General features: G+C 54.1%; 25 protein-coding genes. 13 read left to right on the top strand and 12 right to left on the bottom strand.

Annotated elements, in window-relative coordinates; genetic code table 11:
* The first annotated feature begins 20 nt into the window (after positions 1–20).
* The 3 genes from fabY (at position 21) to OGX84_RS15900 (ending at position 1,814) form a co-directional block, all read left to right on the top strand.
* Positions 21–962: a fatty acid biosynthesis protein FabY gene (gene fabY, locus OGX84_RS15910; protein WP_024130670.1), complete on the top strand. Its 942-nt coding sequence runs from the start codon at positions 21–23 to the stop codon at positions 960–962.
* A gap of 235 nt (positions 963–1,197) precedes the next feature.
* Positions 1,198–1,440 (top strand): ribbon-helix-helix domain-containing protein, encoded by a 243-nt coding sequence (locus OGX84_RS15905; RefSeq protein ID WP_160880417.1) that lies wholly within the window; start codon positions 1,198–1,200, stop codon positions 1,438–1,440.
* Positions 1,440–1,814 (top strand): type II toxin-antitoxin system VapC family toxin, encoded by a 375-nt coding sequence (locus OGX84_RS15900; protein WP_012133919.1) that lies wholly within the window; start codon positions 1,440–1,442, stop codon positions 1,812–1,814. The genes OGX84_RS15905 and OGX84_RS15900 overlap by 1 nt, the downstream gene beginning before the upstream one ends.
* Positions 1,815–1,850: 36 nt before the next feature.
* Here the strand turns inward: OGX84_RS15900 and fdhE are convergent, their stop codons facing one another.
* Genes fdhE through fdnG form a run of 4 tightly spaced genes read right to left on the bottom strand, consistent with a single transcriptional unit; the run spans position 1,851 to position 7,374 of the window.
* On the bottom strand, positions 1,851–2,780 hold the full coding sequence (fdhE, locus tag OGX84_RS15895) for a formate dehydrogenase accessory protein FdhE (protein WP_047459875.1): 930 nt from the start codon (positions 2,778–2,780) through the stop codon (positions 1,851–1,853).
* Positions 2,777–3,412, bottom strand: a complete 636-nt coding sequence (fdoI, locus tag OGX84_RS15890; protein ID WP_012133917.1) for a formate dehydrogenase cytochrome b556 subunit — start codon at positions 3,410–3,412, stop codon at positions 2,777–2,779. Before fdoI ends, fdhE begins: the two co-directional genes overlap by 4 nt.
* The gene (gene fdoH, locus OGX84_RS15885; protein ID WP_012133916.1) at positions 3,409–4,311 is read right to left on the bottom strand and encodes a formate dehydrogenase O subunit beta; all 903 of its coding nucleotides are present in this window, start codon (positions 4,309–4,311) and stop codon (positions 3,409–3,411) included. Before fdoH ends, fdoI begins: the two co-directional genes overlap by 4 nt.
* A gap of 12 nt (positions 4,312–4,323) precedes the next feature.
* Positions 4,324–7,374 carry a formate dehydrogenase-N subunit alpha gene (gene fdnG, locus OGX84_RS15880; RefSeq protein WP_081353215.1) on the bottom strand — a complete coding sequence of 1,017 codons (3,051 nt, stop codon included), beginning with the start codon at positions 7,372–7,374 and terminating at the stop codon, positions 4,324–4,326.
* A gap of 642 nt (positions 7,375–8,016) precedes the next feature.
* Between fdnG and OGX84_RS15875 the strand changes: the two genes are divergently transcribed.
* The 6 genes from OGX84_RS15875 to OGX84_RS15850 all read left to right on the top strand — a co-directional run bounded on the left by OGX84_RS15875 (position 8,017) and on the right by OGX84_RS15850 (position 13,862).
* Positions 8,017–8,724: a DUF1120 domain-containing protein gene (locus OGX84_RS15875; protein ID WP_115626174.1), complete on the top strand. Its 708-nt coding sequence runs from the start codon at positions 8,017–8,019 to the stop codon at positions 8,722–8,724.
* A 73-nt stretch (positions 8,725–8,797) separates the two neighbouring features.
* Complete coding sequence (locus tag OGX84_RS15870) at positions 8,798–9,481, top strand: fimbria/pilus chaperone family protein (protein ID WP_012133912.1); 684 nt, start codon at positions 8,798–8,800, stop codon at positions 9,479–9,481.
* Between the two features lie 36 nt (positions 9,482–9,517).
* Positions 9,518–11,941 carry a fimbrial biogenesis outer membrane usher protein gene (locus tag OGX84_RS15865; protein WP_286458165.1) on the top strand — a complete coding sequence of 808 codons (2,424 nt, stop codon included), beginning with the start codon at positions 9,518–9,520 and terminating at the stop codon, positions 11,939–11,941.
* Positions 11,942–11,961: 20 nt separating this feature from the next.
* Positions 11,962–12,552, top strand: coding sequence for a DUF1120 domain-containing protein (locus tag OGX84_RS15860; RefSeq protein WP_127891250.1), 591 nt, complete (start codon positions 11,962–11,964; stop codon positions 12,550–12,552).
* 216 nt (positions 12,553–12,768) lie between these two features.
* Complete coding sequence (fdhD, locus tag OGX84_RS15855; protein WP_320337776.1) at positions 12,769–13,521, top strand: formate dehydrogenase accessory sulfurtransferase FdhD; 753 nt, start codon at positions 12,769–12,771, stop codon at positions 13,519–13,521.
* Between the two features lie 128 nt (positions 13,522–13,649).
* The gene (locus OGX84_RS15850; protein WP_012133908.1) at positions 13,650–13,862 is read left to right on the top strand and encodes a YdgH/BhsA/McbA-like domain containing protein; all 213 of its coding nucleotides are present in this window, start codon (positions 13,650–13,652) and stop codon (positions 13,860–13,862) included.
* An 88-nt stretch (positions 13,863–13,950) separates the two neighbouring features.
* On the opposite strand, the gene OGX84_RS15845 is transcribed toward OGX84_RS15850, so the two are convergent.
* Complete coding sequence (locus OGX84_RS15845; RefSeq protein WP_012133907.1) at positions 13,951–14,274, bottom strand: AzlD domain-containing protein; 324 nt, start codon at positions 14,272–14,274, stop codon at positions 13,951–13,953.
* Positions 14,274–14,933 carry an AzlC family ABC transporter permease gene (locus OGX84_RS15840; RefSeq protein ID WP_047459858.1) on the bottom strand — a complete coding sequence of 220 codons (660 nt, stop codon included), beginning with the start codon at positions 14,931–14,933 and terminating at the stop codon, positions 14,274–14,276. Before OGX84_RS15840 ends, OGX84_RS15845 begins: the two co-directional genes overlap by 1 nt.
* A 101-nt stretch (positions 14,934–15,034) precedes the next feature.
* Here OGX84_RS15840 and OGX84_RS15835 point away from each other — a divergent pair, with 101 nt between their 5' ends.
* On the top strand, positions 15,035–15,583 hold the full coding sequence (locus OGX84_RS15835; RefSeq protein WP_012133905.1) for a helix-turn-helix domain-containing protein: 549 nt from the start codon (positions 15,035–15,037) through the stop codon (positions 15,581–15,583).
* Between the two features lie 138 nt (positions 15,584–15,721).
* Here the strand turns inward: OGX84_RS15835 and rhaM are convergent, their stop codons facing one another.
* From rhaM to rhaB, 5 genes are all read right to left on the bottom strand, one after another.
* On the bottom strand, positions 15,722–16,036 hold the full coding sequence (gene rhaM / locus OGX84_RS15830; RefSeq protein WP_012133904.1) for an L-rhamnose mutarotase: 315 nt from the start codon (positions 16,034–16,036) through the stop codon (positions 15,722–15,724).
* Complete coding sequence (gene fucO, locus OGX84_RS15825) at positions 16,033–17,181, bottom strand: lactaldehyde reductase (RefSeq protein ID WP_058668376.1); 1,149 nt, start codon at positions 17,179–17,181, stop codon at positions 16,033–16,035. The genes rhaM and fucO overlap by 4 nt, the downstream gene beginning before the upstream one ends.
* A gap of 118 nt (positions 17,182–17,299) precedes the next feature.
* Positions 17,300–18,127: a rhamnulose-1-phosphate aldolase gene (gene rhaD / locus OGX84_RS15820; protein WP_112001483.1), complete on the bottom strand. Its 828-nt coding sequence runs from the start codon at positions 18,125–18,127 to the stop codon at positions 17,300–17,302.
* A gap of 143 nt (positions 18,128–18,270) precedes the next feature.
* A complete protein-coding gene (gene rhaA / locus OGX84_RS15815) occupies positions 18,271–19,530 on the bottom strand; it encodes an L-rhamnose isomerase (protein WP_012133900.1) in 1,260 nt (419 codons plus the stop codon).
* Positions 19,527–20,996: a rhamnulokinase gene (gene rhaB, locus OGX84_RS15810; protein ID WP_112001484.1), complete on the bottom strand. Its 1,470-nt coding sequence runs from the start codon at positions 20,994–20,996 to the stop codon at positions 19,527–19,529. The genes rhaA and rhaB overlap by 4 nt, the downstream gene beginning before the upstream one ends.
* A 300-nt stretch (positions 20,997–21,296) precedes the next feature.
* On the opposite strand from rhaB, the gene rhaS reads away from it, so the two are divergent.
* Positions 21,297–22,133, top strand: coding sequence for an HTH-type transcriptional activator RhaS (rhaS, locus tag OGX84_RS15805; RefSeq protein WP_012133897.1), 837 nt, complete (start codon positions 21,297–21,299; stop codon positions 22,131–22,133).
* Between the two features lie 153 nt (positions 22,134–22,286).
* Entirely contained in the window at positions 22,287–23,135 is an 849-nt protein-coding gene (gene rhaR / locus OGX84_RS15800; RefSeq protein ID WP_112001485.1) for an HTH-type transcriptional activator RhaR, read from the top strand.
* On the opposite strand, the gene rhaT is transcribed toward rhaR, so the two are convergent.
* A complete protein-coding gene (rhaT, locus tag OGX84_RS15795) occupies positions 23,132–24,166 on the bottom strand; it encodes an L-rhamnose/proton symporter RhaT (protein ID WP_049009553.1) in 1,035 nt (344 codons plus the stop codon). The genes rhaR and rhaT overlap by 4 nt on opposite strands.
* A 288-nt stretch (positions 24,167–24,454) precedes the next feature.
* On the opposite strand from rhaT, the gene sodA reads away from it, so the two are divergent.
* On the top strand, positions 24,455–25,075 hold the full coding sequence (gene sodA, locus OGX84_RS15790) for a superoxide dismutase [Mn] (protein WP_024130664.1): 621 nt from the start codon (positions 24,455–24,457) through the stop codon (positions 25,073–25,075).
* Positions 25,076–25,348: the final 273 nt, after the last annotated feature.

Below are 25,348 nucleotides of genomic sequence, written 5' to 3'. Positions count from 1 at the left end.
TAACAAGAGAGAGTACAGCTATGTATCACCTTCGAGTACCGCAAACAGAAGAAGAATTAGCACGTTACTACCAGTTTCGCTGGGAAATGCTGCGCAAACCGCTCCACCAGCCGAAAGGCTCCGAACGCGATGCCTGGGATGCGATGGCGCATCATCAAATGGTGGTGGATGAAGAGGGGAACCTGGTTGCGGTAGGGCGTTTGTATATCAATGCGGATAACGAAGCTTCTATTCGTTTCATGGCCGTTGAACCGTCTGTTCAGGATAAAGGGCTGGGAACGTTGATGGCGATGACCCTGGAGTCCGTGGCGCGCCAGGAAGGGGTAAAACGCGTCACCTGTAGCGCCCGTGAAGATGCGGTAGCGTTCTTCGCCAAACTTGGCTTTGTGAATCAAGGGGAAATCACGACCCCGCAAACCACGCCGGTTCGCCATTTTCTGATGATTAAACCGGTCGCGACGCTGGATGACATTCTGCACCGTGGCGACTGGTGTGGGCAGCTTCAGCAGGCTTGGTATGAGCACATCCCGTTAAGTGAAAAAATGGGGGTGCGCATTCAGCAGTACACTGGTCAGAAATTTATTACGACCATGCCTGAAACGGGCAATCAGAATCCGCACCACACGTTGTTTGCCGGGAGTTTGTTTTCACTGGCAACGCTTACCGGCTGGGGGCTGATCTGGCTCATGCTGCGCGAGCGTCATCTGGGCGGTACGATTATTCTCGCCGATGCGCATATTCGCTACAGCAGGCCCATCAGCGGCAAACCCAGCGCAATTGCCGATCTGGGGTCGTTGAGCGGCGATCTGGACAGGTTGGCGCGAGGCCGTAAAGCACGCGTGCAACTGCAAGTGGAGTTGTTTGGCGACGAGACGTCAGGCGCAGTTTTTGAAGGTATTTATATCGTATTGCCGGCAAAACCGTTTGGCCCCTATGAAGAGGGCGGCAACGAGGAAGAGTAGGATAAAGGGGGTAATCCTCCTTTATTCGATATTTTACTCCCTTAATCTATATGGATATACAGCGTTATAACCTGGTTTTTAGCGAAAAGAAACGGGGAGTGCTGACGAGGTTGCAATTCTGGAAAGCGGCTCGTAAAAGCAAAAATCGCGCTCATAAAGTCTTTTTTCTGGTCTTTCATCAGTGTATGTTGTTTGAAAATTAATCGCCAATGATATACTGGAGGTATATATGAGTATGATGGCTGGAATGGAAATGGGCAGAATATTACTTGATTTATCCGATGAAGTTATCAAGCGGCTTGATGACCTCAAACAACAGCGTAATCTTCCGCGAGCAGAGCTATTACGCGAAGCAGTTGAACAATACCTGGAAAGGCAGGGACAAGCCGAAACCACTATTTCCGATGCGCTGGGGCTCTGGCAAGGTTGCGAAGAAGATGGCGTTGAATACGAAAGGAAACTTCGCGAGGAGTGGTGATGATTAAAGGTCCGGTGTTGTTTGACACCAATATTCTCATTGATTTATTTAGCGGGCGTGGTGAAGCGAAGAAGGCTCTCGAAGCTTACTCACCCCAGAATGCCATTAGTCTCATTACCTGGATGGAAGTGATGGTAGGGGCAAAAAAATACCATCAGGAATCCCGCACACGTATAGCATTGAGCGCTTTTAACGTTATCGGCGTTTCACAGGATATTGCCGAAAGAAGTGTCAGTCTCAGGCAGGAATACGGGATGAAGTTGCCGGATGCGGTTATTCTGGCTACAGCGCACATTCATCGTTTTGCGCTCGTGACGCGCAATACAAAGGACTTCGCGGGGATTCCGGGAGTCATTACGCCTTATCATTTATAAGCCGGGCGGCACGCGCCACCCGACCTGACGTCAGAATTACTCCCCTTCGCCCGGGAACAGGAACGGGTTGATGGAACTGCGGGCAAAGCCCTCTTGCTCCATGCGCGCGTCCAGCACCAGTGAGGCGAGATCGTCGGCGACGGCTTCCACTTTCGGGTCTTTTTCCTGATACAGAATTTTCAGGTAAGTACCGCAGTCGCCACAGCTTTCTGCTTTAATCGACGCCTGTTCGTTATCCAGCGACCAGTAGTGCAGATCGCGACTCTGCTCGCAGTTGCTGCATTTGACGCGCACCACATGCCACTCGGTTTCGCACAGGTTGCAGTGCAGGTAACGCAGACCCTGCGTGGTGCCGATTTGCACCATGCTGGAAACCGGCATTGAGCCGCACACCGGGCAATACTGACGCTGTTCGCCGTACTCCGCACGGGCTTTACCGGGGATCAGGCTGGCCATTTGCGCCCAATAGAGCGACAGCGCCGCCCAGATAAACGGGGCCTTATCACTGCTGACGGAGGCAAAATCGGATTCAAACAGCGCGCTCGCCATTTGCTCCAGTTCCTGTTCCGAAGCCTTCTCCAGATTTTCGATTACCGCCAGCGCGGGGCCGCTCATCTCCGGTTTCAGCTCAGCAATCAGCGAATGCAGCAGTTTCTGCCAGTGCTTATCGCGCGGTAAAACGTGAATGTCCAGCGGCGGTTTGCCCTGCGCGTTCGCTTCTTTGATGCGCGCGGTCAGATCCATCTCCAGCGGATGGTCGTACAGCACCACTTCCTGGGCATGTGCGATCAGCGCGGCAAAGCGCAGGTAATCGCCCAGCGGGTTGTTTTCGGCCAGCTCGCGCAGACGCTCGGCGCGGCGGTTATACAAATTTTTGAGCCGGGGGAACAATAACGGCGGAATCATATCCGCCGTACGTTTCTCGCTCTTCTCCAGCTCATCTTGCGGGATTATGCGAATACTCATTCAGATGACTTTTCCTGTTTCTGGCGGACTTCACGGTACCAGCGCGGGTGATGTTTCTTCGCCCATGACCGGGTTACCCATCCCTCCACCATCGCGGTAATGGTGCCTTTCACCCAGAGGGCGGCGTAAATGTGCACCATGATAACCACAATTAACGCTACTGCGGCAAATGAATGCAGCATTAACGCGAATCGGATCACCGGGATTGAGAAAGCAGGCGCAAAATACGGACGCCAGATGATCACTCCGCTGACCAGCAACAGGACCAGGAAAATAATCGCCGCCCAGAATACGCATTTCTGGCCGAAGTTATAACGTCCGGTGTCGCCGACTTCCTCGTTGACGACGATCTTACGAATATTCTTCGCCCAAAAGATATCATCCCGATTGATTAGATTGTGGTGCCAGTAACGGAAAAACATGATGATGAATGAGGCGAACATGATCACGCCCACGAACGGGTGCACAATGCGCGCCAGCTGTGGGGTGCCCATGATATGCATCAGCCAGTTGAAGGACGGGAACAAAAAGCCCAGTCCGCTCACCGCCGCCAGTACGAAACAGAAGGCGGTGATCCAGTGGTTGATGCGTTCCGGCGCCGTATAGCGCACGATGGTGTCACGTCGTTTCATTTGCGCACCTCGTCTTTCTCTTCATGCAGATTGTCTTCTTCCTCATCTGCACGGTTCGGGCCGACACCGACATAGTGGAAGATGCTGGCCGCAAAGGTCGCAGCAAAGCCGACCGCTGCGAGAGGTTTCCAGATGCCTTTCCAGAATTTCACCGTCGCGCTGATTTCCGGGTTTTCCGGCAGACCGTGGTACAGATTCGGTTTGTCGGCATGGTGCAGCACGTACATGACGTGAGTACCGCCGACGCCTGCCGGATCGTACAGACCTGCATTGTCGTAACCACGGGTTTTCAGCTCAGCCACACGTTCGCCTGCCAGCGTTTTCATCGCCTCTTTGGAACCAAAGTGGATAGCGCCAGTCGGGCAAGTCTTCACGCAGGCCGGTTCTTGCCCCACCACCACGCGGTCAACGCACAGCGTACATTTATAAACGCGGTTGTCGTCCGGGTTGAGGCGCGGCACATCGAACGGACAACCGGCGATGCAGTAGCCGCAGCCGATGCACTGCTCAGACTGGAAGTCGACAATGCCGTTGGCATACTGAATAATAGCCCCTTCTGCCGGACATGCCTTCAGGCAGCCCGGATCGGCGCAGTGCATACAGCCATCCTTACGGATAAGCCATTCCAGTTTGTCGTCTTGCTCCACTTCCGAGAAGCGCATCACCGTCCAGGATTTTGCGGTCAGATCAGCCGGGTTGTCGTACACCCCGATGTTGCTGCCCACTTCATCACGGATGTCGTTCCATTCCGAACAGGCCACCTGACAGGCTTTACAGCCAATACAGGTGGTGACGTCGATAAGCTTCGCCACCTCTTGCTGGTGATCCCGCGCCTGTGGCGCGGGAGTGAAACCGTTAGTCGCGGAACGACGAATGATGTCTTGCGATTGATAAGCCATAGGTCGTCTCCGTTACACCTTTTCCACATTCACCAGGAAGGACTTGAACTCCGGCGTCTGCGTGTTCGCATCACCGACGAATGGCGTAAGCGTATTGGCGATAAAGCCTTTTTTCGCCACCCCTTCGTAGCCCCAATGAATAGGAATACCGATGGTATCGATATCCTTGCCGTCTGCTTTCAGCGTGCGAATGCGCTTGGTCACTACCGCCTTGGCTTTGATATAGCCACGGTTGGAGGAGACTTTTACGGTATCGCCATGCGCGATGCCGAGCTTGTTCGCCAGCTTCTCGCCGATCTCCACAAACTGTTCCGGCTGCGCGATAGCGTTAAGCAGCGCGTGTTTGGTCCAGTAGTGGAAGTGCTCGGTCAGACGGTAAGTTGTTCCGACGTAAGGGAACTTATCGGCTTTACCCAACGCCTCTGCGTCGCCTTTAAAGATACGGGCGGCAGGGTTGGAGATAACGTTCGGGTGCAGCGGGTTCGTCCCCAGCGGCGTTTCAAACGGCTCGTAGTGTTCCGGGAACGGCCCTTCCGCCATCTTGTCGAGCGCGAACAGGCGACCCATCCCTTCCGGCTGCATGATGAACGGCCCGACGTTGCTACCCGGCGCAGCGGCGCTGTAGTCCGGGATATCCATCCCGCCCCATTTCGCGCCGTCCCATTTCAGGATTTGGCGCTTCGGATCCCACGGGTTGCCCTGTGGGTCTGCGGAGGCGCGGTTATACAGAATGCGGCGGTTCAGCGGCCATGCCCACGCCCACCCCAGCGTATTGCCGAGGCCTGACGGATCGGAGTTATCGCGGCGCGCCATCTGATTGCCTTCCGGCGTCCAGCTACCGGCGAAAATCCAGCATCCGCTGGAGGTGGTGCCATCGTCACGTAGCTGGGCGAACGAGCTGAGCTGTTGGCCTTTCTTCACGATCACCGCCCCCGTTGCCGGGTCGATAAGATCGGCCAGCGCTTTACCGTTACTTTCCATCGCCACTTCTTCCGAAGACGGTTCATGCGGCGTGGAGTAGTTCCAGGTCATATTCAGCACCTGTTCCGGGTTCGCGCCGCCTTGCTCGGCGTACATCTTACGCAGGCGTAAGAAGATACCGGCCAGGATCTCGCCGTCGGTTACGGCGTCGCCGGGGGCGTCCGCGCCTTTCCAGTGCCATTGCAGCCAGCGGCCGGAGTTGACGATAGAGCCGTTCTCTTCGGCGAAGCAGGTTGACGGCAGACGGAACACTTCGGTCTGGATTTTCGACGGATCAACATCGTTCGACTCACCGTGGTTTTGCCAGAAGGTGGACGTTTCGGTATTGAGCGGGTCGATAGTCACCAGGAACTTCAGTTTAGAGAGTGACGCAACCACTTTGTTTTTGTTCGGGAATGAGGCGACCGGGTTAAAGCCCTGGCAGAGATAGCCATTGACCTTGCCTTCGTTCATCATCTCGAAGTATTGCAGGACGTCGTACCCTTTGTCCCACTTCGGCAGCCAGTCGAAGCCCCAGTCATTGTCCTTCGTCGCGTTATCGCCAAAGAAGGCTTTCATCATAGAAACGAAGAATTTCGGGTAGTTGCTCCAGTAGTTGACCTGACCTTCCAGCAGCGGTTTTGGCGTGTTGGCGGCAAGGTAGGTTTGCAGGTCGGTCTGTTTTTCGCTGGGCAGCGTCATGTAACCCGTCAGGCTTTGCGACAGCAACCCTAAGTCAGTCAGCCCCTGAATGTTGGAGTGACCGCGCAGTGCGTTGACGCCGCCGCCAGCCATCCCCATGTTGCCGAGCAACAGTTGGATCATCGCCATCGTGCGGATGTTTTGCGCGCCGATGGAGTGCTGCGTCCAGCCGAGGGCATACAGGAACGACGCGGTTTTATCTTTGACGCTGGTTTCCGCAATGTATTCGCATACTTTCAGGAAATCGGCTTTCGGCGTGCCGCAGATATTTTCCACCACCTCCGGCGTATAGCGGGAAACGTGCTGCTTGAGCAGGTTCCACACGCAGCGAGGATGTTGCAGCGTGGTATCGCGTTTAGCGAAGCCATTTTCATCCAGTTCGTAGGCCCAACTGGTTTTGTCGTACTTGCGTTTATCCGCGTCATAGCCCGTAAACAGGCCATCTTCGAAGCCAAAATCTTCACGCACGATCAGGCTGGCGTTGGTATAGGCTTCGGTGTATTCGCGGTTGTATTTTTCGTTGTTCAGCAGGTACAGCAGTACGCCTGACAGGAAGGCAATGTCAGTACCGGAACGGATAGGGGCATAGAAATCGGCCACCGACGCCGTACGCGTGAAGCGAGGATCAATCACAATCAGCTTCGCGCCGTTGTGAATTTTAGCTTCCATCGCCCAACGGAACCCTACCGGGTGGGCTTCAGCGGCGTTACCGCCCATCACCACGATGAGGTTGGCGTTCTTCATGTCGACCCAGTGGTTGGTCATCGCACCGCGACCAAATGTTGGAGCAAGACTTGCTACCGTTGGTCCGTGTCAGACACGCGCCTGGTTGTCGACCGCGAGCATACCGAGCGCGCGGGAGAATTTTTGCGTTAAATAGCCGGTTTCGTTACTGGATGCGGAAGCGCACAGCATCCCGGTGGAGAGCCAGCGGTTAACGGTCACGCCTTCGGCGTTCTGCGCAACGTAGTTGGCGTCGCGGTCTTCTTTCATCAGTTTAGCGATGCGGTCGAATGCCTCATCCCAACTGATTTGCTGCCATTTATCTGAACCTGGCGCGCGGTATTCCGGGTATTTCAGGCGGCTTTCGGAGTGAATGAAGTCCACCAGACCGGCCCCTTTCGGGCAAAGCGCGCCACGGCTGACCGGATGATCCGGATCGCCCTCGATGTGGAAGATAGATGCTTTGGCGTTTTTTGCACCGTCGCCGAGGCTGTACATTAACAGCCCACAACCAACGGAACAGTAAGTGCAGGTGTTACGGGTTTCGCGGGTGCGCAGCAATTTATATTGCCGTGTTTCCGCTAGCGCTACGCTGGGTGCGAAACCCAGTGCCGCCGCCGTGGTGCCTGCCATACCGCCAGCGCAGATCTTAAAGAACTGCCTTCTGCTGACCTGCATGGTTTGCTCCTTGTTTCGACATTGCTATGTAGTTTTACTTTGCGGACCACCATGAAACCGGCCGCAAAGGGAAGAATTTGCGCATTCCCTCAGTTCCGGGAGGGATATAACTCAGGATACCATAATGTTGGTAGGTGTGTTCTGTTGCGGTTAAATAAAAGTGAATGAGTTTTCATGATGGCAACATGAAAATGTGATGTTTATCACATTGATGCATAATGACTGACGATCTTTGCAACCGAAAAAGCAGGAACTAATACTTTGGAGTTAATAAATTTCGCTGCGTAATCATCACTATGTTAAATAATTGTGTTGTTGTTCGAAAAGAGATGAGGTATCAGCATTCTTTATCGGTAGTTCTGGATGGATCGACTTTTCTGGCGGTAGATAATATTTATTATTTATACAATAACGGGATTTAATCTTTTATATGAATCATTGTATATGTTTGGTGAATATATATAAGGATTTCCTTTGAGGATTTTCCTGGAATAAATTCTTAAAAATAATCTTTCGATTGTATGGTTTTTTGACAAATGATAAATTTCGCCAACCAATATTGTATGTTGGTGTCATGTCAATTTTTTGAAATATGCAGAGGTCATCATTATATAAAGTGGCTTCTTTTATAAGGAAATAAAAATGAATGTTTTTTTTAAAAAAAGCCTGATGGCGTCTGTGCTGGCGCTGACGGCTTCTTCCGTTATGGCGGCACCGAGCGTTGATATTAAAGTATCAGGGAAAATTGTTCCCGCTTCCTGTATTCCGTCATTCCCAAGCGGCGGCGGTATCGCTGATTTTGGCACCATCAAAGTGGCGTCATTAAATTCAACTGCGCCAACCGCACTGCCTGACATTAAAACCGTGCCAGTCGCCATTACCTGTGAAGAAGATACGCGTGTCGGCGTTTCTTTTACTGATATGCATAGCGCTTCTGCACCGACCACCGGTTATGCCATTAATTTCGCATCGACTGATTTCATTTCTTCTGCTAATTATCTTTTTGGCCTGGGGCTGTACGGTAGCCAGAAAATTGGGGCATATGCGCTGGGTATTCAGATTGATTCAGGAACGCTGACTAACGGCAATGGCGATAACCTGATTGCCTATTTCTCAGCAAATGACGGCACTACCTGGGGAACAAAAGCAGGCAACAGCTATATGCAGATTATAAATAATAACAGCGAGGTTTACAGCTTTGGTAAAAGCTCGGCTGATGCGCCAGAACCTCAAACAAAAGTCAACTTTAACGTCGGTGTGTCCGCGATTATCAACCCGACAGACGATCTGCAAATTACCGATGAAGCGACGCTTGACGGCTTAACCACCGTAGAGCTGGTATATCTGTAATTACACTGCACGTATCGTAGATGCTCCCCATATTACTATGGGGAGCAGTTATGAATATTAATGGACTAATATTATGCTTTCCTTCAAGAAAACATTAATCTGCGCCTGTTTATTGGCGTCATTTAACTGTCTGGCTGCCGGGATGGTGCCCGACACGTCGCTGCTGCTGATTAATGAAGAAGAGCAAGGCGGCAGTATGGATGTCAAAAACACCGATGCTGATGCCCAGCTCTTGTATACCAAAATCGTCAATCTTCCAGACGATCCGCAGCCTGGTCTGATTGTCACGCAACCCGTTACGCGTGTTGATGCCGGTAAGACGCAACGTGTGCGATTCGTTCTTAAAAATAGCGCGGAGCCGTTAAAAGTTGAGCATTTGAAGCGCGTTATTTTTACGACCATCCCGCAACGGGATAAAAACAAAGTTAAAGTGGTCTTTAGCCAAAACCTTCCCGTCATTATTCATCCTTCGGGTTTAGACGTGAATATGGAGCCGTGGAAAGATCTCCAGTGGCATATGCGCGGCGGAAAACTCAGCGTAGAAAATAAAACGCCTTATGTTATCCGTCTGGAGCAGAAAGTAAAATTATTGCCATCAGGCGCGCACGCTGATTTACCAAAGGCTTATATTCTGCCGGGTGAAACAATAAGTGCCCATGCCTCGACCACATTATCCGCACTGGATAAAAATATCGAAATGTATCCTGCTACGCGCTATGGCTATAAGGCGAAGAGTTTTGTCGCAGAAATAAAATAATTAATCTCAGTTTATTGTAAAACACATGGAGTGGTTATGATTCGCGGTTCCGCTAAAAAAGGAATTATTGTGTTTTGTCTGACGGCAATCGCTTTCAGTATACGGGCGGAAATAATGCCGACCTCTACTGGAACGATGGAGTTGGCGAGAGCGGTATTTGATACTGATGCATTAGAATCTAATGGTCTCGATCCTGTGATTGCTGATTATTATTCCTTAGCGTCCCGGTTCACTCCTGGTGTCCATAATGTGACCGTTATTATTAATGGCAAGAAACACAGTGTCATGTCGGTTAAGTTTAATGAGGAAGGGCAGCCCTGTATTGATAAAGCATTTCTGGAAAGCGCAGGACTCATCACGAAAATAAAAAGAGAAACCTGCCCGCTGATCCATCAATACTGGTCTACGGCAACCGTTAGCGCTACGCCTGAAACAGAAGAAATGTCGCTGGTTGTTCCGCAGGAAGCGATTGATCCAGATAATAACCGACAGGTCGCGGACGTTCGCGGTGGTCATGCCGCAATGCTGAATTACTCCATGTTTGGCACGCATTATAAATATGACGACGATAATTCAGACCGCTTTCAGTCAACGTTTGAACTTGGTTTTAATGCGGGTGACTGGATTGTGCGCAGCACGCAATTCGTCAGCGACGGCAGCGACCAGGAATTAGAGACCGACTCGTATTATACCTACGCGCAACGCACTTTTGCCGACTATGGCGTGATGGTGCAGGGCGGGCAAATCAACATTGCCAACAGCCGCTTTAGTATTCCGTCGGTCTACGGTGTGCAAGTCATGCCGGATAATACCCTGCTGCCGAACGAGGGGAGCGGCATCGAGGTGACGGGGATCGCCAGATATTCTCAGGCGCGCGTGGATATTCGCCAGGGCGGGCAGATCATCTATTCAACGCTTGTTCCCGCTGGCCCCTTTACCTTAACCGATGTACCCATTGCTAACCTCAACACCGACCTGAATGTCACGGTGACGGAGACCGATGGAAGCGAAAGCCATTTTACCGTATCGGCGAGCACGTTTCGTAGCAACCATGTCGGCAGGGCGCCGGGCTTTTCTCTGGCCGTGGGGCGTGCGGAAGATATGGACACGAATTTTGAGCAGCCCTGGATTGTGTCGGCGTCTGATGGCTGGTCAGTGAATAATCGTATGAATCTCATGGCCGGAATGGTGATGGCGGATAACCACTATTACGGTTTCTCTGCCAATGTGGATACCGTTCCCGTACAGAATTTATATGCCTCGCTCGGGTTTCTTGGGTCGATCGATAACCGTAGCCAGACTGATGGGCACAAAACCACGCTGGATCTTGGGTATTCCTTGCCCTGGGGGATGGGGATTTCGCTGGGCGGTAGCTACGGCACGGCGGACTATCGCGAAATGCAGGAACTGTATAGCGACGACGATGATTACTCCCCAACGAAATACGATACGAACGTCGCGGTCAGTTGGTCGGATACGCTTCTGGGGCGTTTTTCGCTCGGCTACTACCGTAATGAGGCCTGGGACAGCGACTATAATAGCCGCCGCATTATCTCTTCCTGGTCGCAAACCTATAAATATTTCAGCGTCAGCGTGAACTGGGAATCGGATATCAGTCATGGGGATGAGAGCGATCGCGATATGTTCTACGTGAACGTTTCTGTTCCGTTAGGCCGTACCGGTGTTTCAACGAACTCGTGGTATCGCGAGAGTGAAGGAAGAAGCTCTTATGGCACGCGGGCGATGGGGTCGCTGAATGACGACAACCAATACACGGTCGGCGTGTCTCGCGATCAGGACGAAAGTGTTACCGACTGGGATAGCTCGCTCAACAGCAATCTTCACTATACCACGCTGTCCGTGGCGGCTGGCGGCGATAACGACAGCAATGCGAACTACTCTGCCGCATTGAGTGGCGGCATTGTGGCGCATGACGATGGCGTGACCTTCTCACCGTATCCGGTCGCGGACACGTATGCCATTACCCAACTGGACAAGCCTGTTGCCGGTATCGAAATCGTGACGTCGCGCGGGCCCGTCTGGACCGATAAATGGGGCCAGGCCGTCGTCCCGTCATTGACGCCGTTCCATGAAAGTACGCTGGAACTCAATACCCAAAGTCTTCCGGGCAATCTTGACGTCAATAATGGCCGGACGGCGATTAAAGCGTCGCACGGGGCGGTCGCGAAATGGCAATTCACCACGCTGAGTCAGCGGCGCGTGCTGCTCTCTGTTATGCGCGCAGACGGTACTCCGTTGCCGAAAGGCGTCTCCATTGTCAACGACGCCGGGGAATATATCACTTCCGCGCCAGAGGACGGTTTGATCTTCCTGAATGATATCTCAGCAAGCCATCAGCTGTATGCGAAGGTGGACGGTGGACGATGCAAACTGAACTACACCCTGCCGGAAGCCGATCCGCAGAAATTCTACGAGGAGATAAAAGGGAAATGTCTCTAATGAAACAGGGAGCTGGCTCCATGAAACACCTTAGCGTTTTTATGCCTGTATTACTGGCGGGTTTCTTGTGTGGGAATGTGCCATCCGCACTGGCGGAAGAAGGCGACTGTCAGATTTTATCTTCGACAAAACAGGTCGACTATGGGCGGTTCCGCAGGGAGGATATGAGAGAGGGGAGCACCGAATACGCCGGGAATATGTATCACGGTTATGCCTCCGTCACCCGGGAGTTACAGGTCTCCGTCATCTGTACTGATGAACATAAAATTCGGCTCTTTGTGGATGGCCCCGCCCGGCAGGGGCAGGCCTGGCGGTTTTCTGACAACGGCGCGATGTCGATTAAAATGAAAAATGCCAGAGTCGATAACGCTCCCGTTCAGTTGGCTTCGGTTCCCCGCGGCGCGGCGCAGGTATCGGGCGGCGCTGCGGAAATGACGCTGTTGCCGGATATGTCCGCTGCTGCGGTAAACGGTCAGGAAGTGGCAGGAAAACAGTGGGTTGCAACACTGATGATCACCACTTATCTTGCCGATAAAGCTTTCCAGACCAGCAATACGCAGGATCTGGAAGAAACCTACACCGTGTCGTTTGACGCTCTCGCGGCTAACTAGCGTTCTCATCCTGCCGACCGGGGCGGTTTTGCCCCGGTTTTGACCTCACAAAAATAATGGAGGACAATAACCGCAGTTAAATGCGCAAAGGCGCTCTCATCCTGCCTGAACGCAATCTCTCTTATCGTGAGTCCATACCAGGAAGCTGCTTTGTCTGACCATCAAAATTTATCCCCGGAGGGCGCTGTTTCTCATGCCGTCTGGACGCGCGGGTGCCTGACGCAATCAAAACCGGATATGCTGGCGACGGAAGTTCCTGTCGCGCTGGTCTATAACGGCATTTCCCATGTGGTGATGATGACCACGCCGAAAGATCTGGAGCAATTCGCGATCGGTTTTTCACTGTCGGAAGGCATTATTGAATGTCCGCAGGATATTTATGGCATGGACGTCGTTCCTTCCTGCAACGGCCTTGAAGTGCAGATTGAGCTTTCCAGCCGCCGTTTTATGGGGCTGAAAGAACGTCGTCGCGCCCTGGCCGGGCGTACCGGCTGCGGCGTTTGCGGCGTGGAGCAGCTGAATGACATCGGCAAACCCATTACGCCGCTCCCGTTTACCCAAACCTTTGACCTGGCGAATCTTGATCGCGCGTTGAAGCATCTGTCTGATTTTCAACCGGTCGGTCAGCTTACCGGCTGTACTCACGCGGCGGCGTGGGCGATGCCGTCCGGTGAATTAGCGGGCGGGCATGAAGATGTCGGTCGCCATGTCGCGCTGGATAAACTGCTGGGGCGCCGGGCGACGGAAGGCGAAAGCTGGCAGCAGGGCGCGGTGCTGGTCTCCAGTCGCGCCAGCTATGAAATGGTGCAGAAATCGGCGATGTGCGGCGTTGAAATCCTGTTTGCCGTCTCCGCAGCCACCACGTTAGCGGTTGACGTGGCTGAGCGCTGTAACCTGACGCTGGTGGGCTTTTGCAAGCCGGGCAAGGCGACAATTTATACGCATCCACGGCGTTTGATGGCAGGTTGAATTTTATTCAGTAAATTTGAAAAAGAATAGCAAATCCTTCCGCTTTTAGTTGTTCGAATACCGGCCTATTATTTATCACATCAAGGCACGGTGCCTTACTCAAACAACTAAGTTAAAGGGTTTATATCATGAAAAGCATCAAAACTTTTGTCGCAGTTATCGCTCTCGCTACTTCTTTCGGTTCTTTCGCCGCTCAGTCTGTTACCGCGACGGGCTCTACTCTGGAAAGCGCAGAAGCAAAAATCGCCGCTCAGGCTCAGCAGGCTGGCGCCAGTGATTACAAAATCACTTCCGCATACTCCGGTAACCGCGTGCATATGACCGCTGAACTGCTGAAATAAGTGATCCAAAACTGTCGAAAGAGCGCCTTCAGGGCGCTTTTTTCGTTTCTGCGTTTACTGTTTTACTATTCCGATAAATGCCTCATATTTAGTGCATACCCGCCAGCCTTAGCAGCGCTGTCACCACCGCCGCAGCGATAATCACCACAATCAGCGGCATTTTGCGCCACGCCAGGAAAACAGCGAACGCGACGCCCAGTACCCTCGCCATTCCGGCAAAATGTTCGCCTTCATAAAACGTGGTTGCCAGCGCCACTGAAAACAGCAATACCGTTGCCGCATCCGACAATAGCGCCTGAGAACGTTCGGAGAGCGCCAGCCGGTTGCCGAGCTTTGCTCCGCCAAGACGCATCAGATAGGTGCCTGCCGATAACACAGCAATACCGACGATAAACAGCGTCATGTTGCCCATTATTTTTTCCTCGTCAGTAAGCCAAGCAGAGAGAGCAGTACCGGCAACCCGACCGGTGCGAAGGGGACGGCGGCAAGCGACAGCCCGGCGCCGCTACAGGCGCGGATCAGCGTGGTGCGATTCCTGAACGCCGGGATCACTAACGCCAATAAAATGGCGGGAAATACCGCGTCCAGACCGATGGTTTCCGGTGCCGGGAGCAGTTTGCCGACCATCGCGCCAAGCAGTGCGCCCAGTGGCCAAAAAATTGCGACGCCCGCGCCGCACAGCCAGTAGGCGGCTTTGCGCTGTTGCCGTGTTTTTTGCGACAGACCAAAGACGACGCTTTCATCATTCATGATATGGCAGCCCAGAAAGCTGGCGGCGCGGGTGCCTACCAGTTCACGTACCGTTACGCCGAATGGAATATGGCGGGCATTCACCAGCAAACCGGCAGCGGCGGCGGCCAGTGGGTTCCCGCCGCTGGCGACAATGCCGATAAACATAAATTCGGACGCCCCCGCCAGGACAAAAATGGAGAGTACAAACGGCACCCAAATCGGGAAGCCGTAGGCCATCGCCAGCGATCCGTAGGACATCCCGACGACGCCAACGGCCAGACACACTAAAAATATCGCTTTTATCGTGTCTCCGCTGAGACATGAGAGGTGATGTTTCATACTATCTTAGCCATATCGAACGAATTTCCATTATAATGAACGCAACAGAATTGATTTACAAGTCGAACGATTCGTTCGATATAAAGAACGCGGAGTCGTGAATGACACAGCCCATTAGCGTGATCGCGAAAAGCTTGGTGCGCGAACGTCAGCGTACCGGCCTGTCGCTGGCGGAAATCGCCCGGCGTGCGGGGATTGCGAAATCTACCCTGTCGCAACTGGAAGCGGGCAATGGAAATCCTAGCCTGGAAACGCTCTGGGCGCTTTGCGTGGCCCTGGATATTCCCTTTGCACGTCTGCTGGAGCCGCAGGCGCAAAAAACGCAGGTGATTCGTCGCGGAGAAGGGACAAAAGTGGTGGCGGAACAGGCCCACTATCAGGCTATTTTACTGGCTGCCTGTCCGCCAGGGGCGCGGCGCGATATCTACCTGCTGCTGACGCAGCCGGGGGCGGATCGTATTTCACATCCACATCCGCCGGGATCGGTGGAGCATATTATTGTGACGCAGGGGAAAGCGCTTGTCGGGCTGACAGAGGCGCCGGAAGAGTTAGGCGAGGGCGATTATATTTGTTATCCCGCCGATCAGGAGCATATTTTTAAAGCGCTGGAAGCGGATACGCAGGCGATCCTGGTGGCCGAGCAAAATTAATTCCGCGAGATGAGGTTTATGACGCCGGATGGCGCTGACGCTTATCCGGCCTACAATTTCGTGCCGTTTGCTACCTGTAGGCCGGATAAGACGCGTTAGCGTCGCCATCCGGCGTTGAGCCATCCGACTTCAGACCGCCTACGCCAGGTAAAACACTTCTTTCAGCTCTGCGCTCACCGGGCTGTTATCCGGGTTGGCAGGCATCACGTCGCGCATATGCTTCCACCAACGCTGGCACACGTCGGTACTGGCGATGGCATTCCAGCGCTCTTCCGATTCGATCTCGACGGTCGCGAACAACAGGTTGCGTTCTTTATCGAGGTAAATCGCATAGTGATGCGCGCCATGCGCTTTCAATACGCTTTCCAGCTCCGGCCAGATGGGATTATGGCGACGCTGATACTCCTCGTGTGCGTCGGCATTCACCTGCATCACAAACGCTTTGCGGATCATAGCGCCTCCAGATACAACTCGCGGACGTCATCGCGGCTGGCGGTGCGTGGATTGCACGGCGCGCACGGATCTGCCAGTGCTTTGTCCAGCCAGCCTTCAATATCGTCTTTCGTGACGCCCAGTGTGCTGAAACCTTCAGGAATGCCGACGCGTTTGCTCAATGCGCGGATTGCATTGATCGCTTCCATACTCGCCGCCTCAATGCTCATACCTTGAGTATCGACGCCCATCGCCTGGGCGACGCGAGCAAAACGCGCGACCGCGTTCGGGCGGTTAAAGTTCTCAATGATCGGCAGCAGGATGGCGTTACAGACGCCGTGCGGCAGGTTGTGCGTGGCGCCTGGCTGATGCGCCAGCGCGTGTACCAGACCAAGACCAGCGCTGTTGAACGCCATACCTGCCAGATACTGGCCAAACGCCATCTGCTCACGCGCTTCGAGGTTGTGGCCGTCATCAACCGCTTTCGGCAGCCACAGATTAATCAGCCGAATGGCTTCCAGCGCGTTGGCGTCGGTAAGCGGATGCGCGCCAACCGAGACATAGGCCTCAATGGCGTGGGTCAGCGCATCCATGCCGGTGGCGGCAGTGACGGATGGCGGGATGTCCAGCATAACGCTGGCGTCGTCCACCGCGATATCAGGGATGATATTCGGGTCGATGATGACCTCTTTGACCTGGCGCGCGGAGTCGATAATGACGGCATTGCTGGTCATTTCCGCTGCCGTACCGGCGGTGGTATTAATCGCTACCAGTGGAACGCCCGCGTTTTTGACTTTGCCGACGCCTGAATAGGCGGTAGAGGGGCCAGGATTCGCCGTCAGAATTTTGACCGCTTTGGCGGTATCGATCGGGCTGCCGCCGCCGAAGGCGATGATGTAATCACACTGCGCGTCCTGATATGCCGCATACCCTTTTTGCACCAGTTCTTCAGTGGGGTTCGGGAAAACCTCGTCGAAAAGGTGGTACGACATCTGATGCGCGTCAAGCGCGGCAAACAGGCTGTCCAGCAGGCCCAGTTTTACCAGTTGCCCGTCAGTGACGACCAGCGCTTTACCCCATTGCTTGTTCGCGACGAGGTTAACCATATCGCCGATTGCGCCTGCGCCATGCAGGCTAATTTTGGGAAGTGCCAACATGAAGCTCATGAATATTCTCCTTAAGATTGACGCGTTACCCTATTGCCCGATGACGTTGCGCTTATCGGGCCTACGGCATAGGCCGGATAAGGCGAAGCCGCCATCCGGCATTGGATTGCGGGAAGAATCAGTACAACGCTAATGCACTGGCAAGCGGAGTCACGCCAAAGCGTTTGCCAAGCGCTACCAGTTCTTCACGCGTGATGGTTTGCTTCATACCGCCCATTGAATAGATTTTGACCAGCACCTCCGCAGACTTCTCGGCGGTATCGATCAGGCCGAATGTTTCATCCAGCGTCGGGCCGCTGCCGAACACGCCGTGGAAGGGCCACAGCACCAGCGAATGCTTCTGCATTTCCTGCGCGGTGGCCTGACCGATCTCATCGGTGCCCGGCACCATCCACGGCAGAATGCCGACGCCGTCCGGGAACACCACCAGGCACTCGGTGCTGCCTTCCCACAGTTTGCGGGTGAAAAGCGGCGTGTTGTTTTCCAGCACGTAGGTTAGCGCGATCAGGTTGGTGGCGTGGCAATGCATAATCACGCGGTCTTTGCCGTTGGTGGCGTTAATGCGCTCGCAGTGGGAGAGGAAGTGAGCCGGCAGCTCGGAGGTTGGAACCGCCTCATGATTCAGCCCCCACAGAATGTGGTAGCCCGCGCCGTCGCTGTCCACTTTCACCACGCCTAAATTCGCTGCCGGATCGAGCTGTACGTTGCGGAAGAATTTGCCGGAGCCGGTGACGATAAACGGCGTGTTCGCCAGCCGCGGCATTGGCTGACTCAGCGTGATATAGCGCGGCTCCTGGTGGAAATCGTCGGTAAACGGCGCGATATCCGCCTCATCCAGACGCAGCGTCAGGTTGCCGCCGTTGCGTTCGTCCCAGCCCTTCAGCCAGGCGTCGGAGGTGGCTTTGATCATTCCCTGGACAAACCAGGAGTGGGTAATGTTCTGCATGTTCGGTGTTCCCATTTATTGCCCGAACGTTATCGGGTCTTACGTAGGCCGGATAAGCGCAGCGCCATCCGGCAATCGTGTTTCATTTATTGCCGGATGGCGACGCGGAACGTCTTATCCGGCCTACAAGTCAGGCGTCGCGGTTAGCTACGTTTGCTCAGAATCTCTTTTTCATAGGCACGGACGCTTTCCAGCCACTGGCTGCCGGCTGGCGTGTCGTGACGCTGGCAATACATTTCCCAGACGGCTTGCCACGGCAGGGATTTCTGCTCTTCCAGCAGCGCCAGGCGGGCGGTGTAATCGCCGCTGGCTTCTAACTGACGCAGCTGCCCGGTTGGTTCCAGCAGCGCGCGCAGCAGCGCTTTCTTCATATTGCGCGTGCCGATAACCCACGCGGCGATACGGTTGATGGAGGCATCGAAGAAATCGAGGCCGATATGCACACGGTCAAACAGGTTGTGACGCACGATTTCGCTGGCAATTGCCTGGGTTTCATCATCCAGCAGCACGACGTGGTCGCTGTCCCAGCGTACCGGGCGGCTGACGTGCAGCAGCAGGCGCGGCACATACAGCATGGCGGCGGAAATCTTGTCGGAAATCACTTCGGTCGGATGGAAGTGGCCCGCGTCGAGGCACAGCGCGGTCTGGCGGCTGGTGGCGTAGCCCATGTAGAACTCGTTGGAGCCGACGGTATAGCTTTCCGCGCCAATACCGAACAGTTTGCTTTCCACGGCGTCGATGTGATGCGCCGGATTCAGTTTTTCGCTGATCACCTCGTCCAGCGCCTCCAGCAGGCGTTGGCGCGGCGCTAAGCGGTCAACGGTGATGTCTTTCATGCCATCCGGGACCCAGATGTTCATCACCGACGGCGTGCCCAGTTGCTCACCGAAGTACGCGGATACGCGGCGGCTGGCCTTGCAGTGGTCAATCCAGAACTGGCGAATGTTGTCGTCCGCGTGCGCCAGGGTGAAGCCGTCAGCGCTCAGCGGGTGAGAGAAGCAGGAAGGGTTGAAGTCCAGCCCTAACTGGTTCGCTTTTGCCCATTCCACCCAGTTTTTGAAGTGCTCCGGTTTGATCTGGTCGCGGGACACCGGCGTGTCAGACTCCAGATAGATTGCGTGTAAGTTCAGGCGTTTTGGCCCCGGGATCAGGCTTAGCGCCTGTTCCAGGTCGGCGCGCAGCTCGCTGGCGCTGCGCGCTTTACCGGGATAGTTACCGGTGGCCTGAATACCGCCGGTGAGCGATCCTTCCGGGTTTTCGAATCCGGCGACGTCATCGCCCTGCCAGCAGTGCATCGATACCGGCAGACGATCGAGCTGGCGTAACGCCTCCTCGACATCAATACCTACCGCAGCAAAACGTTGTTTCGCCAGTTCCCAGGCTTGTTCAAGTTGAGTGGTCATGCGCAAAGCTCCTTTGTCTGTCGTTTTGATTGAAACTGCGCAACGTGGCGGGCAATTTCACTGTCAGGATTTGGGGTAAAGGTCGTCAGGTCGTAGTTGGTTCTCACCACCTGACGGAAGTCGTCAACGTTGTTCAGTTCGTCCAGCGTCATGAGCTGGATGCCGATATTGCCGAGGGTGGAAGCCTCAATCGGCCCGGCCATCACGCGAATGCCGCAGGCATCCGCGCACAGCTGGTTCAGCAGGGCGTTCTGGCAACCTCCTCCAACGATGTGCAGCTGGCTAAAGGCTTCACCACGCAGGTTCGCCAGCTCCTGCAACACATCGGCATACAGCAGCGCCAGACTGTCGAAAATGCAGCGTGCCAGTTCGGCGTTACGGGTGGGTTCCGGCTGGCCGGATTCACGGCAGGCCGCCTGAATCTCCGCGCTCATATCGGCGGGGTTGATAAAGCGATCGTCATTCGGGTTTATCAGGAAGCGGCAGGCCGGAAGCGACTGGGTCTCGGCGATCAGCGCGGGCAGGTCGGTAATCTGGCGCTCTTTCAGTACGCGCTGAAGCAGCCAGAGCCCCATGATGTTTTTCAGCACCCGGTAGCGGCCTTCTGCGCCGCCTTCATTGGTGATGTTCGCCGCCAGCGCCGTGTCATCGGTGTAAGGCGTTCTGCTCTCGAAGCCCATCAACGACCAGGTGCCGGAAGAGAGATAAGCGCTGTTTTTATCGGCCAGTGGAGAGGCGATCACCGCGCTGGCGGTGTCGTGACTGGCGACGGCGACCACCGGAATCTGATTTTTCTGTGGGCAGATCCAGTAGCCGATCACGTTGCCCGGATGGGTAGGTCTGCCAAACCAGGCTTTGTTGGCGCCGGTCCAGTCCAGCAGGGTATCGTCCCAGTCATCGCTGTTGATATTGACGAGCTGCGTGGTGGTGGCGTTGGTGTATTCCCAGTTCATTTCGCCCGTCAGGCGGAAACTGAAATAGTCGGGGATCAGCAGGGCATGCGCCACCTGCGGGATAAGTTCAGGCTGTTGTTCAACCAGCGCGCGGAGCTGATACAGCGTATTGAACGGCAGAAACTGAATGCCGCTGCGGCGATAGATATCATGCTTGCCGAGCTGCGCCAGCGCCTGCTGCATCACCCCCGTGGTACGGTTGTCGCGATAAGATACGGGCAGACCGACGCGCTGGCCGTGCTTGTCGAGCAGCACATAGTCCACGCCCCAGGTATCAATGCCGATGCTGTCAATACGGATACCTTCATCGCAGACTTTCTCCAGTCCAAGGCGAATTTCATTTTCCAGGCTGTCGATATCCCAGGCGTCGAACCCGTCTGTTTTTTGCAAACAGTTCGCGAAGCGGTGGATTTCACGCAGCGTCAGGGCGTGTTGTTCACTGTCGTAACGCGCCAGCATTACGCGCCCGCTGGATGCCCCGAGATCGACAGCGACACAATGGCGAAAAGTCATGGTGAAGTCCTTCTGAGTTTCATTGCACTCAGTCTAAGAACCCCCAGGAAGGCGTACCTTCCTGTTACTGACAAGTTAAATTGGCCGCTGGCAAGGAGGCAAAGGTGAACGTGATAGCGTTCACAATTTCCGTTTATCAGCGTGAATTGGCCGGATGTGACGGCGTCCGCATTTCCTGATCTTTCCCGTCCTTTCTTGAAAAAACGACCGGGTTTGCGCGCTTTGGCGTTAAAAATTTAAGGTGAGGGTAGTAACCCTTAATTACTATTTCTGACATGTTTCTCATATCAGGAAGCCATCATGACCGTACTGCATAGCGTGGATTTTTTTCCGTCAGGTAAAGCGCCCGTGGCCATTGAACCCCGGCTTCCTCAGTCCGCTTTTCCTGAACATCATCATGATTTTCATGAGATTGTGATTGTTGAACATGGCACTGGCATTCATGTGTTCAATGGGCAGCCCTACACCATTAGCGGCGGTACGGTCTGCTTTGTTCGCGATCATGACAGACATCTGTATGAACACACCGACAACCTGTGTCTGACGAATGTGCTCTATCGCTCGCCGGACGCGTTTCAGTTTCTGGCGGGGCTGAACCAGCTCTTGCCGCAGGAACAGGATGGGCAGTACCCGTCACACTGGCGCGTGAATCAGAGCGCGTTGCAGCAGGTGCGGCAACTGGTGGCGCAGATGGAAAACGCCGGAGACGAGATGGACACGCCTGCGGTCGCCAACCGTGAAATTCTGTTTATGCAGTTGCTGGTGCTGCTGCGTAAAAGCAGCCTGATGGAAGGGGCGGCCAATAACGATGCGCGACTGAATCAGTTGCTGGCCTGGCTGGAGGATCATTTTGCTGAAGAGGTGTGCTGGGAATCGATAGCCGACAAGTTTTCGCTCTCGCTGCGCACGCTGCACCGTCAGCTCAAACAACAGACCGGCCTGACGCCGCAGCGCTATCTTAACCGTCTGCGGCTTATCAAGGCTCGCCATCTGCTGCGTCACAGTGATGAAAGCGTCACAGATATCGCGTATCGCTGCGGTTTTGGCGACAGTAACCATTTTTCGACGCTGTTTCGCCGGGAATTTGACTGGTCGCCCAGGGATATTCGCCAGGGGCGGGACGCATTGCTACAGTAACGCGAAAGCTATCACCGTTTTTTGTCGCCAATTTGCTGATAATCGTCCCCTTCAATGCCGGATGGCGGCTTCGTCTTATCCGGCCTACGGCGGCGATCTGTAGGCCAGACAAACGTAGCGCCATCCGGCAAGCATTCAACGTGAGGTGCTGCGGTGGCAAATCAGTTAGTCCTTCTGAAAAAAGACTTTTTTGCGAATGACGTCCAGGCTGTCGCGGTTGCCGATCGCTATCCGCAAAATGTGTTCGCGGAACATACACACGAGTTTTGTGAACTGGTGTTGGTCTGGCGCGGCAACGGTTTGCATGTGCTCAACGATCGCCCTTACCGCATCACGCGTGGCGATCTGTTTTATATTCGCGCCGAGGACAGACACTCCTACACTTCCGTTAACGATTTGGTTTTGCAGAATATTATTTACTGCCCGGAGCGGTTGACCCTGAATCTTGGCTGGGAAAGCGCCATTCCGGGCTTTAACGGCAGTGAACGGCGCCCGCACTGGCGGCTGGGCAGCGTGGGGATGAATCAGGCGCGGCAGGTTATCAGCCAGCTTGAACATGAGAGCAATCAGGGCGATCCGCTGGCGAATGAGATGGCGGAGCTGCTATTTGGTCAGCTGGTGATGACGCTGAAAAGACATCGCTATGCCACCGATGATCTCCCGACCAGAGCGAGCGAAACGTTGCTGGATAAATTGATTACCGCGCTGGCCGGAAGCCTGGAGCGCCCCTTTGCGCTGGACGCGTTTTGCGACCAGGAGCAGTGCAGCGAGCGGGTGCTGCGACAGCAGTTTCGCTCACAGACCGGGATGACCATCAACCAGTATCTTCGCCAGATCCGCATCTGCCATGCGCAGTATTTGCTTCAGCACAGCCGCCTGATGATCAGTGAGATTTCAATGCAGTGCGGCTTTGAGGACAGTAACTACTTTTCGGTGGTGTTTACGCGGGAAACCGGGATGACGCCCAGCCAGTGGCGTCATCACAGTACGCAAAACGATTAGCTTGCCATTCCCATGCCGACGATGTTGGCGGCGATAATAATGACCACGCAACCCAGACTGAGAACGCTGACAGGACGACGACCCGCGTTTTTCCACTCTTTCAGCACCAGACCCACAATCCCACCGCACAGCACGTAGAAGCTCATGTGCAGCATCCAGCTGATGTAGTCATACTGCGGCGGAATGCGAGCGTGGCCCCAGGCGTAGAAAAAGAACTGCAAATACCACATCAGGCCACCCAGCGCGGACAGCAGGATATTGGTGATGATCATCGATTTTGCCAGCGAGAAGTCGGCTTTTATCGACAAGTTTTTCACTTTTGCCAGACGAATGAAACAGAAGCCCAGGTTGATCAGCGCGCCGCCGCCCATGATGACCACGTAGCTTGGCAGAGCGACATACAGCGGATCGACGCCGAGCGCGGCGGCGGCTTCATGCATCGGTTTGGCGGCGTTCATCGCAAAGGACATCCCGGCGGAGAAAATACCGCACATCACCGCCAGCAGCAGACCTTTTTTCAGGTTGAACTCCTCGGCGGTGATCCCCATTTTGCGCTCTTTTAACTGCCCGGCGCGGGTGACGATGCCAACGCCGATCAGCGCCACCAGGACGCCCAGCAGCGTCATTCGTCCGCCTTCGGTATTGATCAGCACATCAAAGTTTCCATTGATGATGGGGGTCATCAGGGTGCCGACGATCAGCGTAATACCAATCGCGATGCCGATCCCCATCGACATGCCGAGATAGCGCATGGTCAGGCCGTAGTTAATATTACCGATGCCCCACATTGCGCCGAACAGAAATACGGGCAACAGGGTGGAGAGGTTGAAGGAACTGTAATAGGCCCAGAAATCCGGGAGCAGCAGGGCGCTGATGGTCCAGGGCAGGATAAGCCAGGAGACAATCCCACCGATTGACCACATGGTTTCCCAGGACCATTGTTTAACTTGTTTGAACGGGGCATAAAAACAGGCTGCACTGGCCGCACCTATCAAATGCCAAAAGATACCCATCGTAATCGCGTTACTCATGACTTAATCCTCATCGTTTTTATTGCCGGTGTGACCCTCCCGACCTGATGAGTGTAAAAATTGCGCAGTTGATTAACCTTTTGAGGATTGCCGACATTTCTTCCTTCCTGGCAACCAGCACGTTATACGGGTGATTTGGCTCACATATTCAAGAACATAATGAAAAGTTATATCCTTATTAAAACTACGGCATTGATAAGCATTTTCAATATCATTTAATTAACTATAATGAACCAACTGCTTACGCGGCATTAACACTTCAGCCGCTCGACAATAATGGAGATGATTATGAGTTATACACTGCCATCCCTGCCGTACGCTTATGATGCGCTGGAACCGCACTTCGATAAGCAGACGATGGAAATCCACCATACCAAACACCATCAAACTTATGTCAACAACGCTAACGCGGCGCTGGAAAACCTGCCTGAATTCGCGAACCTGCCGGTTGAAGAACTGATCACCAAACTGGATCAGCTTCCGGCGGACAAAAAAACCGTACTGCGCAACAACGCGGGCGGCCACGCTAACCACAGCCTGTTCTGGAAAGGCCTGAAAAAAGGCACCGCTTTGCAGGGCGACCTGAAAGCGGCTATCGAACGTGATTTCGGTTCCGTTGATAACTTCAAAGCGGAGTTTGAAAAAGCGGCGGCAACGCGTTTCGGTTCCGGTTGGGCCTGGCTGGTGTTGCAGGGCGACAAACTGGCGGTTGTCTCTACCGCTAACCAGGACTCCCCGCTGATGGGCGAGGCCATTTCCGGCGTTTCCGGTTTCCCAATCCTGGGTCTGGACGTATGGGAACACGCTTACTACCTGAAATTCCAGAACCGTCGCCCGGACTACATCAAAGAGTTCTGGAACGTGGTGAACTGGGACGAAGCTGCTGCGCGTTTCGCGGCGAAAAAATAAGTCTTTTTGCCTGATGGCGCTGCGCTTATCAGGCCTACGAAGAGGATTTGTCGATTTGTAGGCTGGATAAGGCGTTAGCCGCCATCCGGCATTAGATTCAGCCCCCGCAGGCATAACCTGCGGGGGCTTTCTTTTAGGCGCTTTTGGGCTTGCCTGGTGTGACTTACGTCAAATTAAAAACATCAATCCATAAAAAATGAAACATAGTTTTGTTATGTGGTTGGGATCACTTTTATTGTTCGAATGAATGTCTATCGTTTCTTCATCAACGCG

The organism is Citrobacter sp. CK202, assembly GCF_030333225.1.
Classification (GTDB): domain Bacteria; phylum Pseudomonadota; class Gammaproteobacteria; order Enterobacterales; family Enterobacteriaceae; genus Citrobacter_B; species Citrobacter_B koseri.
Note: the sequence above shows the minus strand (reverse complement) of the source record. Positions and strands in the feature narration are given on the sequence as shown.